The organism is Nocardiopsis halotolerans DSM 44410, from assembly GCF_000341065.1.
GTDB classification, from domain to species: domain Bacteria; phylum Actinomycetota; class Actinomycetes; order Streptosporangiales; family Streptosporangiaceae; genus Nocardiopsis; species Nocardiopsis halotolerans.
In genome coordinates this window covers 1-17,350 of record NZ_ANAX01000131.1, presented here as the reverse complement: position 1 = coordinate 17,350, position 17,350 = coordinate 1, and the positions used below count along the sequence as shown (strand labels likewise).

At 72.1% G+C, this 17,350-nt stretch carries 14 protein-coding genes and 1 pseudogene; 8 read left to right on the top strand and 7 right to left on the bottom strand.

What is annotated here, in order from left to right; all coding sequences use genetic code 11:
* The first annotated feature begins 1,366 nt into the window (after nucleotides 1-1,366).
* The gene (locus D455_RS0109705) at nucleotides 1,367-2,554 is read left to right on the top strand and encodes an amidohydrolase (protein WP_152487041.1); all 1,188 of its coding nucleotides are present in this window, start codon (nucleotides 1,367-1,369) and stop codon (nucleotides 2,552-2,554) included.
* 24 nt (nucleotides 2,555-2,578) lie between these two features.
* Here the strand turns inward: D455_RS0109705 and D455_RS0109700 are convergent, their stop codons facing one another.
* Nucleotides 2,579-3,232, bottom strand: coding sequence for a GntR family transcriptional regulator (locus D455_RS0109700; RefSeq protein WP_026122477.1), 654 nt, complete (start codon nucleotides 3,230-3,232; stop codon nucleotides 2,579-2,581).
* A gap of 345 nt (nucleotides 3,233-3,577) precedes the next feature.
* Here D455_RS0109700 and D455_RS0109695 point away from each other — a divergent pair, with 345 nt between their 5' ends.
* Both D455_RS0109695 and D455_RS29920 read left to right on the top strand, forming a co-directional pair.
* Complete coding sequence (locus D455_RS0109695) at nucleotides 3,578-4,330, top strand: metal-dependent hydrolase (RefSeq protein ID WP_338037819.1); 753 nt, start codon at nucleotides 3,578-3,580, stop codon at nucleotides 4,328-4,330.
* 334 nt (nucleotides 4,331-4,664) lie between these two features.
* On the top strand, nucleotides 4,665-4,838 hold the full coding sequence (locus tag D455_RS29920) for a hypothetical protein (protein WP_017570530.1): 174 nt from the start codon (nucleotides 4,665-4,667) through the stop codon (nucleotides 4,836-4,838).
* 64 nt (nucleotides 4,839-4,902) lie between these two features.
* On the opposite strand, the gene D455_RS0109685 is transcribed toward D455_RS29920, so the two are convergent.
* Complete coding sequence (locus D455_RS0109685) at nucleotides 4,903-6,309, bottom strand: GH1 family beta-glucosidase (protein ID WP_017570529.1); 1,407 nt, start codon at nucleotides 6,307-6,309, stop codon at nucleotides 4,903-4,905.
* 233 nt (nucleotides 6,310-6,542) lie between these two features.
* On the opposite strand from D455_RS0109685, the gene D455_RS0109680 reads away from it, so the two are divergent.
* Entirely contained in the window at nucleotides 6,543-8,201 is a 1,659-nt protein-coding gene (locus D455_RS0109680) for a hypothetical protein (RefSeq protein ID WP_017570528.1), read from the top strand.
* A 210-nt stretch (nucleotides 8,202-8,411) separates the two neighbouring features.
* On the opposite strand, the gene D455_RS0109675 is transcribed toward D455_RS0109680, so the two are convergent.
* From D455_RS0109675 to D455_RS0109660, 4 genes are all read right to left on the bottom strand, one after another.
* Nucleotides 8,412-9,425 carry a methyltransferase gene (locus D455_RS0109675; RefSeq protein ID WP_017570527.1) on the bottom strand — a complete coding sequence of 338 codons (1,014 nt, stop codon included), beginning with the start codon at nucleotides 9,423-9,425 and terminating at the stop codon, nucleotides 8,412-8,414.
* A 35-nt stretch (nucleotides 9,426-9,460) separates the two neighbouring features.
* Nucleotides 9,461-10,636, bottom strand: coding sequence for a magnesium and cobalt transport protein CorA (locus D455_RS0109670; RefSeq protein WP_017570526.1), 1,176 nt, complete (start codon nucleotides 10,634-10,636; stop codon nucleotides 9,461-9,463).
* A gap of 352 nt (nucleotides 10,637-10,988) precedes the next feature.
* A complete protein-coding gene (locus tag D455_RS0109665) occupies nucleotides 10,989-11,648 on the bottom strand; it encodes an alpha-ketoglutarate-dependent dioxygenase AlkB family protein (protein ID WP_017570525.1) in 660 nt (219 codons plus the stop codon).
* Between the two features lie 49 nt (nucleotides 11,649-11,697).
* Complete coding sequence (locus D455_RS0109660) at nucleotides 11,698-13,497, bottom strand: NPP1 family protein (protein WP_017570524.1); 1,800 nt, start codon at nucleotides 13,495-13,497, stop codon at nucleotides 11,698-11,700.
* 188 nt (nucleotides 13,498-13,685) lie between these two features.
* Between D455_RS0109660 and D455_RS0109655 the strand changes: the two genes are divergently transcribed.
* Together D455_RS0109655 and D455_RS0109650 are read left to right on the top strand one after the other, a co-directional pair.
* Nucleotides 13,686-14,111, top strand: a complete 426-nt coding sequence (locus D455_RS0109655; RefSeq protein WP_017570523.1) for a hypothetical protein — start codon at nucleotides 13,686-13,688, stop codon at nucleotides 14,109-14,111.
* Nucleotides 14,108-14,428, top strand: coding sequence for a winged helix-turn-helix domain-containing protein (locus tag D455_RS0109650; RefSeq protein WP_017570522.1), 321 nt, complete (start codon nucleotides 14,108-14,110; stop codon nucleotides 14,426-14,428). Before D455_RS0109655 ends, D455_RS0109650 begins: the two co-directional genes overlap by 4 nt.
* 100 nt (nucleotides 14,429-14,528) lie before the next feature.
* On the opposite strand, the gene D455_RS0109645 is transcribed toward D455_RS0109650, so the two are convergent.
* Nucleotides 14,529-15,509, bottom strand: coding sequence for an EamA family transporter (locus D455_RS0109645; protein ID WP_017570521.1), 981 nt, complete (start codon nucleotides 15,507-15,509; stop codon nucleotides 14,529-14,531).
* Nucleotides 15,510-15,580: 71 nt separating this feature from the next.
* Here D455_RS0109645 and D455_RS36010 point away from each other — a divergent pair.
* Together D455_RS36010 and D455_RS0109630 are read left to right on the top strand one after the other, a co-directional pair.
* Nucleotides 15,581-16,506: pseudogene (locus D455_RS36010) on the top strand (LysR family transcriptional regulator).
* 93 nt (nucleotides 16,507-16,599) lie between these two features.
* Nucleotides 16,600-17,292: a haloacid dehalogenase type II gene (locus D455_RS0109630; protein WP_017570518.1), complete on the top strand. Its 693-nt coding sequence runs from the start codon at nucleotides 16,600-16,602 to the stop codon at nucleotides 17,290-17,292.
* Nucleotides 17,293-17,350: the final 58 nt, after the last annotated feature.

Sequence of the window (17,350 nt, the reverse complement as noted above, 5' to 3'; positions counted from 1 at the left end):
GGCCGACCGTTGAGGGTGGTGGAGGGTGACGAAGAGGGCGAGCACCACGGCCGGAGGCCGACCGTTGAGGGTGGTGGAGGGTGACGGGCGGGCGGGCGCGGGGCATCCGTCCACGCTGCCCCGCACCCGCCGTGTGCGTCCGCACGGGTCCACCTTACGGAATCAGGCGGGACAAGGGGAAACCCTTTCCTCGCAGGCGAGGGAAATTCCCTGTTCACGCCGCCCGATCACACAGCCACGGTCGGGTCCGACGCGACCGGTACAGGCTGGAGGGGAACCGGCCCGGTCTCTCCGCAGGAAAAGAGGAACACCGTGCTGGCGTGGAACCCGCTCAGCGCATCGCGACCCTACCACGCAGCAGATGAACACCGATTCCTCCCGTTCCGCGGATTCCCAACCGAACAGGAGGACCGGGGCGTCTCCGAAGGAACGGTGGAGTACGCCTTCCTCGTGTGGGGCACCAATTCCCCACGATTCACCTTGCGGGAAAGGACAGCACCCGCACTTCTGCGATGCGGATTCGCGACTCCGCACAGGCACATCACGGACCTGGGGCCGACCCGGGCCGCCTGGCACGGCAGACGTGCCCGCGGCCCGGTCGGCCATGGTCCATTCGTGTTCGCAGGAGAGGGTCGGGGCTCATTGGCGGCGGCTGGTGTGAACGCGGGGGCGTCCGGGGGACGGCTCGGGGCCGCCCTGGGGTTTCCCGGGAACGCGGACGTCAGCCTCCGATCACTGACACGCTCCCACCCAGCCCCACCGGTCCGGTAGGTGTCGCCAGGATCCAACGGCGCGTACCCGATGGACAACCCCATCGGCATCCCAGGACACACCCGTGCGCGTCCTTCCCCGCCGAAAACAGCGACGCGGAAGGCGTTCCACCAGACACTCGGCAGTCAGGAAAAACATCAGCCGGATCCCCCTCCCCACACAGGATCAGGACCAGCACCCCATTCCTTGACAGAGGTAACACCCGATACCGAAGACGAGCATTTCCGACGCGAAGAACGGAAATCAATGCCCACGTGGGCGCGTACGGATCCCCGTGCGCGCATCCGGGAAACACCCGCGGGCGGTCCGCCGGAACGGACTCGTACGTTCCCTCCGGTGAGCTCGTACGTTCCCTCCGGTGAGCACGATTCCGGCGCCCTCGCACTCGTGGTGTGGGCCCCGTCCCGCCCAGCACGGGCGGACCACCGGGCCCGTACGACGCGGGGGCCGTCGATGTGCTGGCCCGGGAACCGGCCCCCGGGGTTCCGGCACGAAGCGGTGACGGTTCAACCTCCGACGCGGAACCTCAGGGCTTCCCGTACCCGGCCCGCCGGCCCCGCCGGGATCCCGCGCCAAAATGGTATACCATCCGGGTGTGACTGACGTGACCCTGACAAACGTCCGCCCCTGGGGCGGAGAACCCTCCGACATCACGATCGGGGGCGGCTCGATCAAGGCGATCACCGCGGCGCGCGGGCGGAACGCTGGCGACGGCGTCATCGACGGTCGCGGGCTGCTCGCACTGCCCGGGTTCGTCAACGCACACGCGCACGTCGACAAGAGCTGGTGGGGCAGGCCCTGGGTCCCCTACGGCGGCGAGGCGACGACCGAGGGCCGCATCGCCCACGAGCGCGCGGAACGCGACGCACTCGGCGTCCCGAGCGCGGACGGGGCCGAGGCCGTGCTTCGCGAGTTCGTCCGCCACGGAACGACCGCGACCCGGACGCACGTCGACGTCGACCTCGGCGTGGAACTGCGCGGCATCGAGTACGTCCGTGAGGCCGCGGCACGCCTCGGTGGTGCGATCGACGTGGAGATCGTGGCGTTCCCGCAGGATGGCGTCGTGCGCCGCCCCGGCGTGTTCGACCTGCTCGACAAGGCCGCCCAGGCGGGCGCGACGAGCATCGGCGGCCTCGACCCCGCGGGCATCGACCGCGACCCGGTCGAGCAGCTCGACGGGTTGTTCGCCATCGCCGAGCGCCGCGGTGTCGGACTCGACATCCACCTGCACGACCGCGGAGATCTCGGGGCGTTCCAGTTCGATCTCATCATCGAGCGCACCCTCGCCACCGGGATGCAGGGCAGGGTCACGGTCTCGCACGGCTTCGCGCTCGGCGAGCTGTCGGACAGCCGCACCCTCGGCCTCCTCGACGGCCTTCGCGACGCCGGCATCTCGTGGGCGACGGTCGCCCCGGTCCGCAGCGCACCGCTGCCCTGGCGCGGAATGCTGGAGCGGGGCATCGGTATCGGGCTCGGCACCGACGGCATCCGCGACCTGTGGTCGCCGTTCGGCGACGGCGACATGCTCCGCATCGCGCTCGGGTTCGCACGTCTGCACGGCCTGCGCACGGACGAGGAGCTGACGACCGCGGTGCGCCTGGCCACCTCGGCCGCGCGTCCCTTCGTCCACCGCGACACGCACGACCTCGTCGCGGGCGGGCCCGCGGACATCGTGCTCGTGAACGCCGAGAACGTGCCCGACGCGCTCGTGCGTGTCCCTCCAAGAGACCTCGTCATCGCGGGAGGCGTCGTCGTCTCCGAAGCGGGTGACCTCCGCGTCTGACACACGGGGCCGGTCGAGCGGTGGTCAGGCTGACTGGTCCGCCGCCAGGCGCGCCTCGTACTGCCGCTTGCTGGTACCGAGGTGCTCGGCGACCAGACGGGACACCGCGGCCACGTCGCGCCGCGCGACGGCGGCCCACAGGGCCTCGTGCTCGCGCGCGATCGTGACCAGGTCATCGTGCTGGCCGAGCAGCCAGCGCATGCGGCTGCTGAGGGTTCGCGCGATCTCACCGAGCAGGTCGTTCGCGGCGAGCTCGGTGGCGATCTCGTGGAAGTCCGCGGCCCGGCGGCGCGCGACGGCGGCGTCGCCCGCCCTCGCCGCCCCCAGTTCGTCGTCGACGGCGGCACGCAGCTTCGCGAGCCCTGCGGGCGTGTGCCGCCGCGCGGCGAGCGTGAAGATCCGCTCCTCCATGGTCTCGCGCACCTCGTGGAGGTCGGCGACGTCCTTCGGCGAGAACGTACGCACGGTCGCCCAGGTCCGGGGGCGCAACACGACCAGGCCTTCCGCCCCGAGTCTTCGCAACGCGTCGCGCACGGGCACACGGCTCACCCCGAGGTCGACCGCGAGGTCGCGTTCCACCAGCTTGCTGCCCGGGCCGCGCACACCGTCGACGATCTCGGTGCGCAGCTGTTCGAACACGCGCTGGGACTCGAGAGAAGGGGGGCCTGGTGTCGTCATACCAGCATTTTCCCACTCCCCCGGCCCGATCCCGGCTGTTCCACACGTGGGGGAGGCCGACGTGGACCGTGGCACCGCTCCAGCTGCCTCGGCTCCCGGGGCGTGCGCGGAGCCGACCGTGGTGTCGCGCTCCGTGACAACGGTCGACCGTCGAGGATCGACGACGCACGCGTGCCCCTCGGGAGTTCGGGTCCGTGGCCACGGCGATCGAACGCCGCGTCATCCGTCCCTGAGGGGATCCCGACGGCCCTCGTCGAACCGCGGGAGGCGCGTGGGCGTCCGGTTGACGGCGCGCATGTCCGAGAGATGGCCTTTGTGTCCCCTACCCCTTGGAGTCATCCCATGATGGGTACCTCGCATGCCGCGACCGGCGTGCTCACCGGCGCCGGAGTGGGCGTCCTGCTCCAGGCCGATCCCCTGTCCACCGTGACGTGCGCACTCATCGGCGGCGGTGCCGCACTCCTCCCCGACCTCGACGAGCCCGGGTCCACGGCGGGCCGGTCCCTGGGCCGGGTGACGGAACTGCTCTCGCGAAGGCTCCGCGACGCCTCCCGGGCCGTGTACGGGCGGACCGCGACCGCGGTGGAGCTGCGCCGCCCACAGGAGGGCGGTCACCGGTACCTGACGCACACCCTCCCGGCCTGCGCGGTGTTCGGTGCGCTCGCCGGCACGGTGGCGCTCGTGCCGCTCGGTGCCGGGCTCGTGGTGTTCGCGCTGGCCGCCCTCGGGTTGGGAACGGTCCTCCGGTCGGCCAGAAGGCTGGGATCCCCGAGGAAGCGCGAACGGACCGCCGTCGGAGTGGCCGGGATCCTCGGGGCCTGCACGCTCCTGGTGGACGGGTACGGGCCTCCGGCGTGGCTGGTCGGCCTGCTGGTGTTCGCCGGGGCGCTGACGCACGTCCTCGGGGACTGGCTCACGCGCAGCGGGGTGCCGTTGGCGTGGCCGTTCGTTGTCCGGGGCAGGAGATGGTGGATGTTCAGGTCGCCGGTCCCGTTCACGACGGGGGAATCGCCCGTGGAGACGGGGATCCGCACGGGATCGCTGATCATCACGCCGATCATGGTGGTGTGGGGCGGGACCGCGCTCCCGCCCGTGTGAGCGGCACGGCGTGACTCCCCTGCCGTCTCGCCCGAAGGGTCACCGTGTTCGTCCAGCCCTCACCGCCGTGGCCGGTTCCGGCCAGTACGCGCGCACACGGTTGGAGGCGTACCCCGGGCGAACCGGTGGTATCACTGGTCTGACTCCCCGCACACACCGGAACACGATTCCGGAGCGCGACAGGGCCGGGGGTTCCGGCCCGGGAAACAGAGGACCGCCCTGCCCCGTGGCGCCGTTTCCGAGCGGCCTTCCCGGCCCCGGCCGTAGTGAGGTTTGTCGTATGTCGATCTGGTCTCGTGGTGACCGTACCGGAAGGGTCGAGGAGGCTCTTCTGATGCTGGAGGGACAGGGGATCATCGACGGCTTGGAGATCCTCATGGGCGAGGCCAAGCCCTACCGCGTTCACGTCCCCGCGGGCATCGTCCACCTGGACGAGGACGAGGCGTCGATGTTCGCCCTGGGCGCGGTCGTGGGGGCGTTCGGAGGCGTCGCCCGCCAGCGCGTCTGAGCGTCCCGCCCGGGCCGGAGGCGGCAGGAACACACCGCCCCCGGCCGGGGAACCCGGGGAAGCCTCACTCCTCCCACTGCGCGGCGAGCTCCTGGACCCTGCGCGCGCGGTGGGAGGTCAGGAAGTCGCGGTACCAGTGGTAGCTGTCCTTGGGGTGGCGTTCCAGGAGTTCGTAGTCGACCCGGACCAGGCCGAAGCGGCGGTCGTAGCCGAAGGCCCACTCGAAGTTGTCCAGCAGCGACCACACGAAGTAGCCGCGCACGTCCACCCCGGCGTCGATGGCCCGGGACAGCGCGGTCAGGTGGTCGCGCAGGTACTCGATGCGGTCGGTGTCGCGGACCCTGCCGTTCTCGTCGGGCTGGTCGTCCTCGGCCGAACCGTTCTCGGTGATGAGGATGGGCGGCAGGTTCGGGTAGCGCCGGTTGAGGTCGATGAGCAGGTCGGCGAAGGTGCCCGGGACGACCGGCCAGCCCATGGTGGTGTGCCGGACGTCCTCGATGCCGACCTGCTCGGTGCGGATGTCCACGGCGGTGCGCGCGTTCGGGTCCGCCTCCTGGTGGGGCGCGTCGCGCAGCATGATCGGCCGGTAGTAGTTGACGCCCAGGAAGTCCAGCGGCTGCCCGATGATCTGGAGGTCGCCGTCGGCGCGGTAGGAGCCGTCGGCCATCCCCTCCCAGACCTCGTCCTCGTTGTCGGGGTAGGCGCCGGTGAAGATGGGGTCGAACCACACGCGGTTGTGCAGGGTCCGGGCCCGCTCCACGGCGGCGTGGTCGGCCTCGGAGTCGGTGGCGGGCAGCAGGTGGTCGGGGTTGAGGGTGATGCCCACCTCCCCGGCCGCGGCGGCGCGCAGTTCGCCGGTGGCCATGCCGTGGGCGAGCAGCAGGTGGTGCGCGGCGGCCAGCGCGGGGCGCCCCTCCCGGGTGCCGGGCGCGTGGCGGCCGATGGCGTGGCCCACGAAGGCCGAGCAGAAGGGCTCGTTGAGGGTGATCCACCGGTTGACCCGGTCGCCGAGGCGGTCGGCGACGATGCGGGCGTACTCGGCGAAGCGGTAGGCGGTGTCGCGGACCCGCCAGCCGCCCTCGTCCTCCAGCGCCTGGGGCAGGTCCCAGTGGTAGAGGGTCAGGACGGGTTCGACTCCGGCGCCGAGGATGCTGTCCACCAGCCTGTCGTAGAAGGCCAGGCCCTCGGGGTTGGGGCGTCCCCTGCCCGTGGGCTGGACGCGCGGCCAGGCCACGGAGAAGCGGTACAGGTCCACGCCCAGGTCGGCGAGGAGGGCGACGTCCTCGCCGTAGCGGTGGTAGTGGTCGCAGGCCACGTCTCCGGTCTCACCGCGGGCGACGCGGCCGGGGGTGCGGCAGTAGGTGTCCCAGATGGAGGGACCCCTGCCGCCCTCGTGCACTCCACCCTCGACCTGGTAGGCGGCGGTGGCGGTACCGAAGAGGAGGCTGGCGGGCAGTGTCGGCTCGTCCATGGCAATCCTTTCTGGGAGCGCTCCCAAGTCTAGGTGACGTGACCTCCGCCACCAACCCCCCCAAAGTAATAAAACAAACACATAGGGCACACAAAATGACAATACGGACCACATGGGTGGGTTCGCGCCTCCGCCCGGAAAGGCGCGGGAATCCGGAACCGGGGGCGCTCCCCCGTCGTCACAGTCCGTGGCACGCCGTCCACGCCCCAGTGCGCACCAGGAAAGGGACCCCCATGACCGAGTGGTTCGTCGACTACTCCCAGAACCGGAAGATCCGGGAACTCCAGGACGGCCTGAGCTCCGCGCACCACCAGATGGCGAACGAGCGCAACAGGATGCGTTCGGAACTGTCCCGCGTCCGGGGCACCCTCGAACAGAGGCTGGACCGCGTCTCCGCCTCCCTGGACGCCTTCATCGAACTCAGCGACATCCGTGCCACGCTGGCGATGTTCGACGAGGCCGCCATCGCCCGCCACCGCACCCTCCAGATGCTGGACGGCGTCCCCCTGCCCCGCCTGGACCTGAAGGACACCCTCGGGTACTGGCTCGTCCCGGCCGCCCACGGCCTGCACGCGCTGCTGTCCGACGACCCCGACACCGCCCGCGCCCGCTTCGCCGAGGCCGCCCGGCGCGACGCCTCCCGCGCACGCCACTTCGCGGCACTGGCCACCGCCCTGACCCGCGCCGAGCACGCCCGCGCCATGGACGAGTACGTCGGCGCCGACCTGCTCCCCCACCTCCCCGACCCCGACCACGAGGTGACCCGGGGCCAGCGCGCCCTGTGGCTGCTCACCGCCGACGGGGCCTTCGGCGCCCACGCCCGCGAACACCTGCTGCTGTCCACCCTCCGTTCCTGGTCGGAGCGGCAGGTCAGACCCCGGGCGCTCGCCTCCCCGTCCCTCTCCCCCGTCACCGCCAAGCCCTCCACCCGGACCTCCCCGCGCAGGACCACGCGCGCCAGGAAGCCCCACGGGATCACCCAACGGGCCGAGGCCGCCCAGCGGATCACCGCGCTGCGCGAGAACGTCGCCCGCATCACCACGCTCGACGGCGGGGAGGCCTCCCCGGAGGAATCAGCCCCCGACGAGGTCAGCGCCGCCTTCCTCGACGACACCCTGCGCCTGCTCGTGGCCGAGGGCAGCCCCGAGGAGGCGCCGCTGCTCCTGCGGGCCGGTGAACTGCGTGCGGTCATCGAAGGCGACGGCAAGGCCGCGGCCCAGCCGCCACAACGGTGGACCGACCCCGTGGGAACCGTCGGCTCCCTGCTCGGAGACGACCTGGTCCGCCAGGACCCGTCGCCCCACCGCCGCACCTTCGCCCTGGCCCTCCAGCGCACGACCGTGATGGAGAGCGCCGAGAAACTGGTCCACGAGGCCGCCGCGCCGGTGAGGGACACCACGGTCCTCAACGCGCAGGGCGTGCGGATGGAGATCACCTCCAACGGCGCCGCGAACCAGGGCGAACTGGAACGCGCCCGGACCCAGCTGCGCGCACGCTTCTCCTACGAGGGAAACGCCCGGGTGTCCATGTGGGGCCTGCTGACCATCACCGGCCTGCTGGCGGTGCTGGGCCTGGTGTCCGGCAGCGGCCTGGCCTGGTTCCTGTGCGTGGCCACGGCCGTGGGCGCCGCGTTCGCGGCCATGACCCTCCTGCGCGGGCTCGACGAGGCACGGGTGTCGGGCGAGGCGTCGGTCCGGCGGCTCGACGCGAACATCGCCGAGGCCGCCGAGAAGTGGCGCGGGCAACTGCTGGCCTCCGAGGAGCACGCCGTCACCGCCAGGCGCGAGGCCCAGGAGATCGACCGCCTGCTCAACGCCCCGGCCTCCCGGTCCTGGAAGGAGCGGACGCGCGGTGACCGAAAGGCTTCACCGGCCCGCCCTCATCAGCCGTGATCTTGTAGGAGTCACCCCAGCGTCGCTGTCAGAGCGGCTCCCGTCGAAACCCTCCCTGACACCACCATGGTGAACCAGTAGACCTCGTACTCACAGCGGGGTTCGACGGCTCGGTGTCAGGCGGCTGTTGCGACGAGGAACCTGTTGAGAGCCTCGGCCGGGGCGGCCCCGGGTTCCGGTGACGCGGATCCGGGGCGTCGGCGGCTCGGGTCAGGACGCCACGGGCCCGGCCACCAGCAGACGCATCTCCAGCACCAGGTCGAGGACACGGTGAGTGGTGAGCCCGGCCGAGCGCAACAGCGCCTCGTACCCGCGCTCGGTGCGCTCGGCCCCGGTGGTCATCACCATCATGTGCGCGTCCAGGACCGCCGAGAGCCAGGGCGAACCGTCGTCGGGCAGGACGCGTTCGGCGATCAGCACCAGCCCGTCGGGGGCCATCGCCTCACGGCAGTGGCGCAGCACCGTACGGGCGTCCCCGTCGGACCAGTTGTGCAGGACGCGGCTGAGCATGTAGACGTCGGCCCCCTCGGGCACGCCCCGGAGGAAGTCGCCCTCCACCAGCTCGCACCGCCCGGCGTCGACGAACGCGCCCAGACGGGTGCGGGCCGCGGCCAGCGCGGGCGGGCGCTCGACGAGCACGCCGCGCGCCCCGGGCGCGCGGTCCAGGACCGTGGCCAGGAGTTCGCCGTCCCCTCCCCCGAGGTCGACGACCACACGGGCGCCGGTGAAGTCGTGGACGTCGGGCAGTGTGGTGGCGAACCGGCCGCTCGCGGCCATCCCGGCCGTGTAGCGCGCGGCGTCGGCGGGATGACCCTCCAGGTAGGTGAACGCGTCGGTGCCGTGGGCGATCTCGAACGCGGTCTCGCCGGTGCGCACGGTGTCGGCCAGGCGCGCCCACGCGGAGGTGAACATGTCGCTGTCGTAGAGCAGCGCGAGGTCGGCCATCCCCGAGGGGTGCCCCCGTCGCAGGACGGCCCCGACCCCGGTGGGCCGGTAACGGCCGCCGCTCTCCTCCAGGACCCCGACGGAGGCGAGCAGGCGCAGCAGGCGACCCGACCGGTCCGGGTTCAGGTCCAGTTCGGCGGCCAGGGTGGCGCCGTCGGCCGCGCCCTCGGCGAGGCGGTCGAGCACGCCCAACTCGATCGCGGTGGCCACCGCACGGGCCACCCACGGCCCGGTCATGATCCGCAGTACCTCGCGCTCGGCGGATCCGTCCCCTACCATCCCCCACCTCCGTGGCGACCGTTCCACGACCGGCCTCAGAGCCAGCCGTTACGACGGAACACAACGTAGAGGGTCAGGCTCGACAACGCCATCAGGGCCAGGGCCAGCGGCCAGCTGAACGCCCAGTGCCAACCTCCGCGAGGCGCGATGTTCATGCCGTAGACGGAGGAGATGAGGGTGGGCACGACCAGGATGCCGCCCCAGGAGGAGACCCGCTTCATCGCCTCGTTCTGCGCCTGGTCGATGAGGGCGCTGTTGACCGACATGATGTTCTGGAGCAGCTGCCGGAAGCCGTCGACGCGCTCGCGGACGGTGGCGACGTGGTCGGCGACGTCGCGCAGGCGGTGGTGCAGTTCACCGCGCCTGTCGGCGGCGACGTGGAAGGGGACCGCCGAGGCCAGACCCCGGCGTTCCAACGCGGGGTCCCCTCCCCCGGACACGAGGGCCCCGTCCCCGGGCGGGCGCTGGTCCGGCCCGGCACCGGGGCGTTCCGCGTCACGGGTCAGCGGCGCGAGGAACGCGTTCAGGACCGCGCCCAGCGGATCGACGGCACGTGAGAGCGCGATGACCTCGCGGGCGAGGCGGTAGGTGCGCCGCGACGCCTCCGAGTCACCGCCGAAGACCTGGTTCTCCACCTCGTCGATGTCGTCCTGGAGTTCGGAGACGACGGGGGCGTAGCCGTCCACGACCAGGTCCAGGACGGCGTGGACCACGGCCAGGGTGCCGTGGGCCAGCACGCGGGGCTCGGCCTCCAGGCCGGCGCGGACGGTCTCGAAGTCCACCTGTTCGGTGTGGCCGATGGTGACCACGAAGTCCTGGCCGGCGAAGAGGTGGATCTCGTCGACCTGGACGGACTCGCGCGCGGTGTCGTAGCGTGCCGGGCGCAGCACGAGGAAGAGCACGCCCCGGTAGACCTCGGCCTTGGGCCGCTGGTGGGCGACGATGGCGTCCTCCAGGGCCAGGGAGGGCAGCCCGAAGAGGCGGGCGACCTCGGTGAGCTGGCCGCGGTCGGGCGTGGTCATGCTGATCCAGGCCATGAGCCCGGATCGCTCGCCCACGGCGCGGCGGGCCTCGGCGACGGTGCCGGCCTCGCCCTCCCGGTGCCCGTCACGGTAGAGGACGGCGCGGACCGGCCCGGGCGAGTCGCGCTCCGGCAGCGCGGCCCGGCGGCGGCCCAGGTCCATGATGCGTTCCGGCGCGGAATCGGTCATCGTCACCCTCCTGTGCGTGGTCTGGTGTGCGGACCGGCGCGACCCCGCCGAAGCGTCGGAGGGAAGCCGCTCCCTGTGGGGACTGCCCCGGGCGGCGCGGAGGCAGTCGGTCCGGGGGCGGTGTCGCGTCTGTGCGGCCGGATGGACGCACCGCCGATCCTGACGCGTCGGGCGGGCTCGCAGGCGCTGACACGCCAGCCGGGGCGGCGGCTGGGGAGGCTCCCGCGCTGTCACGGGCGCCCGCACGGTCGCGTGCGGTGGTTCACCGGACAGGCCGACACGTCCCCTGGGGCGACCCGTCGGTGTCGGTGGGAGGGTGGGGCGGACCCGCCGGAGGAGCCGCGCCCCGCCCTCACGGTCGGTCGCGCAGACCGGAGGCGCGGATGGTGACGTTGAGCCGCCCGTCCAGGCCCAGGGCGGGCGGCGCGGTACCGGGCCTGGTGCGGGGGACGCCGTGGTAGGCCATCCGGGAGGGGCCGCCGAAGACGAACAGGTCGCCGCTGCGCAGTTCGACGTCGGTGTGCGGGCGGGTGCGGGTCTCGGTGTTGCCGAAGCGGAACACGCAGGTGTCGCCGAGGCTGAGGGAGACCACGGGTTCGCGGGAGAGTTCGTCCCGGTCCTGGTGCATGCCCATGCGCGCGTCGGCGTCGTAGAAGTTGACCAGGGCGACGTCGTGGGGATCGGCGCCGGGCGCGGGCGGAGCGCCGTAGGCGTCCTCCAGGGCCCGCGCGGCCAGATCTCCCAGGAGGGCGGGGAAGGGCTGGACGGGTGTGCCGTCGGGCAGGGTCCGCGCGTAGGAGTAGGGCTGCCAGTGCCATCCCAGACTGACCATGCGTACGCTCATCACCCCGCCGCGCGGCATGGTGTGCTGGCGCATCCCGGCCGGTCCGCGCGCCCACTGACGGCAGCGCCGGACCAGGTCGGTCTGGGCCTCCTCCGGCAGCCACCCGGGCAGGTGCACGGCGCCGGGAGCCACCTCCACGGGCGGGCCGTCGAACAGCGCGTCGCTCATGGGTCCCATGCTGCCCCGCGCGGGCGGTCGTCGCCAGCGCGGGGCGGGTTCAGCGGCGCAGGAGTTCGCGGATGTTGACCACGAGCAGCAGCACCACGATCACGGCGACGGGCACGGTGACGGCGATACGCCAGTTGATGACGAAAGCCGCCACGATCCCCACGACGAGCCCGACGACCACCGCGATGACCGCCAACCCGATGAGGTACTGCACGAACTTGCGGCGGGCCACGGAGTCGACGGCGGCGAAGGCCACGAGCACGCCGATCATGGCGTAGAAGGTGAACTGCCCGTCGAGCAGGAACAGGGGCAGCGCGAGCGAGATCAGCAGGAGCGGGGTGCTCAGGGCCACCCACAGGTGCAGGAAGCGGGTGGAGCGCTGTGTGCCCGAGGAGTAGGGCAGGTGCGGCGCCTTGAGGTGCCCGGTCGGCGACGGCACCAGGGGCGTGTCGCCGTCCAGGGCCTGGAGGTGGGTGTCGCGTTCGTCGGCGGTCAGGACGCGGGTCTCGTAGACCTCGCCCAGTTCCATCTCCAGCGCGGCGATGCGCTCGGCGTACTCGCGCGCACGGGGCCGGGTGCTGGTCTCGCGTTCCAGGACCATGCGGGCCGAGTCGAGCTGGCGCAGCTGGTCGCGGCGGCTGAGGACCTCGGCGTCCAGGGCGCGCAGCCGCTCGTCCAGGGTCTTCACGTAGGAGCGCAGCTCCGCGCGCGCGGCGGTCTCGGTGGGGGCGACCTTCTGCAGGCCCACCCACGCCAGCGGGTCGGCCCAGGAGCGGCGGATGGTGCCGTCGCGCTCGTAGCGGGGGCCGCTGGGCGCGCGCTCGCCCTCGAAGAAGTCACCGGTGTCGCGTCCCCACAGGCCCCGGAAGCCCCTGATCCAGGGGGTGTCGTCGTCGATGAGCACGACCGACCACTCGCGGTCGCCGCCGGGACCCAGGCGCAGACCGTCGCCGCGCGCGTAGTCGACGAAGGGAACGCCGATGCCGTGCCGGTTGAGGACGCTGTCGGCGCGGAAGATGCGGTGGGTGATCCACCGCCAGGCGCGCATGGGGCCGCGCAGGAAGGCCGGGTCCACCTGGATGAGGTAGTCGCCGGGCAGCATCTGGTGGGAGTGGGAGCCCGCGCCGACGTAGACGATGGGGTGGTCCCCGTCGCGGTGCAGGTCGGGATCCTCCCAGCTGCGGCGCAGGTCGTCACCGTGGTACTCGTGCGAGGAGGCGCCCACCCAGACCGGGCGCGTGGTGCCGTCGGGGTTCTCCACGACGTAGACGGTGACGCGCTCCCAGTCGGCCTCGTGGTCGTTGACCCCGCCGTAGATGGTCCGCCAGTCGTTCATCGCGTAGAAGAACCAGTACTGGAGGATGGTGTAGCCGCCCTCGCGGGTGACGCGGCCGTAGTAGGTGGCACCGCCGTTGTCGACGCGCTCGCGGTAGCGGGTCACCGCCGCGAAGGTGACACCGCCGGGAACGGCGCCGCGGATGAGCAGGGAGAACTTCATCAGGATGTCCAGGACCCGGCCCAGGACGCCGACGGCGGCCAGACGGCCGCTCTTGGGGATGACCGTGCGGGCCACGCCCTTGTAGCGGCGGGCCTCCTCGCGCAGGGTCTCCTCCTGGACGAAGCGCAGGTGCTTGTGGCGCCTGGGCCACTCCTCCTCGGCCCGGGAGAGGCGGTCCAGGGTGAGTTCCCCCGCGGGGACGAGACGGCTCTCTCCGCCCGGCTCCTCGATCCACAGACTGCAGTTGCGTACGTAGGCGTCCACGTCGGCGGGGAAGAAGAGCTCCCCCTTGGTGCACATGAGCACCGGTTCGTAGGCGCGGAGGAGTTCGAGATCAGATTTCGCGGCCATGATCGCACCAAGCTAATGCATCCGGGCGACACTCCGTGACGTTGGGGCGAAGTGGCGAAGGTGACGGATGTCGCTTGTGGGGCGGGGATCGAGGGCGCGCACGCTCCTGGATCCCCACTCAGGAAATCACTTGCCGAGTTGGAAAGTGAGTGGCATTCTGGCAACAGGTTGAACGAACGGAGAGTCACATGCGGCAGGACGAGGCCCTCGACGCACTGGAGCGGGCACGGGCGATGGACACGAAGGTGCGCGCTCGCGGGCGCTGGTACGCGGTCTACGGCATCGGCTACGGCCTGATGAGCCTGGTCGTGGTTCTGACGATGGGGTTGACCGGGACGGCCATGGGCGCGAGCGCGGCGATGGCCATCGTGGCGGTGTGCCTGACCGCGCTGAGCGTCTACCAGGCACGTCAGCCGGTCAAGCCGCTCGGATACGCCAGACTGCACGCCTGGGGGATCCTCCTGTGGGGCGCGGTCTACGGCCTGACGGTGGTGGCGGGCATGTACTTCTTCCCCCAGGTCACGGCCTGGTGGGTCCCCATGGCGGTGCTGAGTGCCCTTCCCACCTCGGTGGCGGGCTACGTCGCCCTGCGCCGTAGCAGGAGCACGGCGTGAGCCACCCGCGTAGCCGACTGGACGACGTGATCCACGCCCCGGTCCGGTTCTCCATCGTCGCGGCGCTGGCTTCGGCGACCGAGATCGAGTTCCGGGTGCTGCGCGACACCGTGGAGATCACGGATTCGGCCCTGTCCAAGCAGATCACGGTGTTGGAGAAGGCGGGCTACGTCCGGGTGAGCAAGTTCTCCGTGGGTCGGCGCACCCGCACCTCCCTGCTCCTGACCCCGGAGGGCCGCACGGCCTTCGAGCAGCACGTCCGGGCGTTGCGCGAGATCGCCTCGGGAGAGACGGTCCGGATCCCCGGCACCGAGTGAGGACGCGGCGGCCGGTCGCTACCCCGGACCCCGTTCCCCGCCTCGGCCACCGGACCCGAGCGGGGAACGGACATCGACTGCCTCCCCCCGAACCAGTCGGTCAGACGGCCCCGCCCGACACGGCCGCGACCTCCCGCGGCACGTGCGCCCGCCGTTCCGGCCCCGCCTCCGGGGAGGGCTCCACCTCACGGGCGCGCTCGGGAACGGCGGACCGTCGGGTGCGGTCCCCCCGGGCCGCGCCCACACCCGCGATCACCACCAGGGCCATGCCCGCGACCTGCACGGGGGCGGGCGCCTGACCGATGACCACCAGGCCCATCACCAGCGCGACCCCCGGTTCCAGGCTGGAGAAGGTGCCGTAGGCGGTGCGGCTCACCCTCTGGAGGGCCACCATCTCCAGCAGGAAGGGCACCATCGGGAACAGCAGCGCGATGAGCAGCGTGAACAGGACCAGCTCCAGGTCGGGGCTGGCCACCAGGGCGGGGGCACCCAGCGGCGCGCTGACCAGGGCGCCCACGGTCATGGTCAGGGCCAGGCCGTGCACGGCCCCGAACCCGGCGCCCACCCTCTGGGTCAGCACGATGTAGCCCACCACGCAGACCGCTCCGGCCAGGGCGAAGGCGACCCCCACCAGGTCGAGCTCGCCCAGCCAGGGACGGGTCAGGCACAGCACGCCCGTTCCGGCGGCGAGGATCCACACGAGNATGGCCGCCACGGCCACCACGAGGGTGCCCAGGAACTCGATGGAGGTGGCGGTGCCGAGCTCGATGCGCGCCGTGGCCTCGGAGTAGAACAGCATCATCCCCGCGCTCGCTGTGCCCAGGATCACCACGACGCCCAGCTCCCGCCAGGTCGCCGCGCGCACGGCCCGCCACAGGGAACGGCCTCCCAGGGCCAGCAGCAACAGCGCGGCCCAGCTCAGCCGGAGCCAGGTGACGGTGGCGGGGCTGGCCTGGGCGAAGGCGGTGACGGCAAGCGCGCTGCCGGTGTGCAGGGTGAACATACCGATGAGCAGCATGAGCGGCGCCGGCACCCCGAAACGGGCACGACGGACCAGGGAGGAAGAAAAGGAGCGGATCACCCGACCATTGGATCCACTCCCTCCGTTTCTGTCCACGGACCTGTGGTTGACGAACCGTGTACTTTCGGTGGATGGACTTCACCCGGTTGCGCCTGCTCGTCGAACTGGAACGTCTGCGCACGATGGGGGCGGTGTCCGAGGTCACGGGCATGAGCACGTCGGCGGTCTCCAAGCACCTCGCCGTCCTGGAGCGGGAGGCCGGCGTCCCGCTGCTCGCCCCCGACGGGCGGCGGGTGCGCCTGACCCCGGCGGGGCGGCGGCTGGCCGAACACGCGGTGGACATCCTGGCGCGGGTGGAGACGGCGCGCGCCGAGTTCGACGGCGAGGGAGAACCGGTCGGCCGCGTCGACCTGGTGATGTACACCACAGCCGCGCCCCTGGTCCTGCCCGCGCTGCGCCGTCTGCGGCGCGACCATCCGGGGATCGAGGTCCACCTGACCGAGCACGAGTCCGAGCACGCGCTGGACCTGCTCCAGGACGGGAGGGCGGACCTGGGGGTGGTGTACCAGTACAGCCTTCTCCCCCGGGATTTTCCGGGGGCACTGACGGTGCGCCCGATCGGGAGTGAGAGCCTGCTGCTGACCCAGCCCTCGGAGGGAAGGGGCGCCGACAGCCGNGGGAGCTGTCGGAGACCGCGTGGATCGTCAGCCCCTACCGGCGCGACGAGGAGGCCCTGGTACAGCGCATGTGCGCCGAGGCCGGGTTCAGCCCGCGGATCGTGCACCGCATCGACAACCTGGAACTGTTCGAGCAGCTGGCCGCGGACGGCCTGGGGGTGGGCGTGGTCCCGCGGCTGTCGGCCGTCACCCGGCGCGGGGTCGCGCACGCGCCCCTGGGCGAGCTGGGCGGGGTGCGGCGGGTGTACCTGGCCGGGCGCACCGGGGGCTGGGCGTGGAAGCCGATCCGTGTGCTGGCCCGGTACCTGCACCAGTCCGCGCAGAGCGTACTGGGCGACGTTCCCGCGCCGCCCGAACCGCCGGGTGCCCAGGAGGGGTGAGGGCGCGCACTATGCTCACTGGCGGGCCCGGAGGATCGCTGGGCTCCCGCACACCTCGGGCGGTTCGGACGACGATGCCAGGGAGCCCCTCGCGTGATCTCACACTCCGACATCGACGTGATCGTCTTCGACGTCCTCGGGACCATGGTCGACGAACCCGGCGGCATCAGGCGCGCCCTCCGGGCGTCGCTCCCCGGCGTCGACGACGCGCGGGCGGAGAAGCTCGTCCAGCTGTGGTCCGCGCACGTCGACGAACAGCAGCGGGAGGTGCTCGCGGGCCGCCGCCCCTACGCCAGCAGCACGGTGATCGACCACGAGGCGGCCGCGCGCGTCGCGGCCGAGGCCGGTGTCACCGACGCGGACGCGATCCGTTCGCTGGCGGTCTCCTCGCAGCGGCTGGACCCGTGGCCGGACTCCGTCCGGGCGCTGGGCCGACTCGCCTCCCGCTTTCCGGTGGTCGGCCTGTCCAACGCCAGCCATTCCGCGCTCACCCGCATCAGCGCGCACGCCGGACTCCGCTGGCACCAGGTGTTCTCGGCCGAGGACGCGCGCGGCTACAAACCCCACGCCGACGTCTACCGGCTCGCGATCACCAACGCGGACTGCCCGCCGGACCGCCTGCTCATGGTCGCCGCCCACGCCTGGGACCTTCGGGGCGCGCAGGCCATGGGCATGAGGACCGCCTACGTCGAACGCCCCGTCGGGGATCCGCCCGATGCGACGGACGCGTTCGACCTGGTCGCACGCAGCCTCGACGACCTGGCCACGAGCCTGGACGCGACCTGACGGTCCGCCCCTGAGGGGGCCGGCCCGGGAGACCAGCGCCCTCCGCCCCGGATGGTGA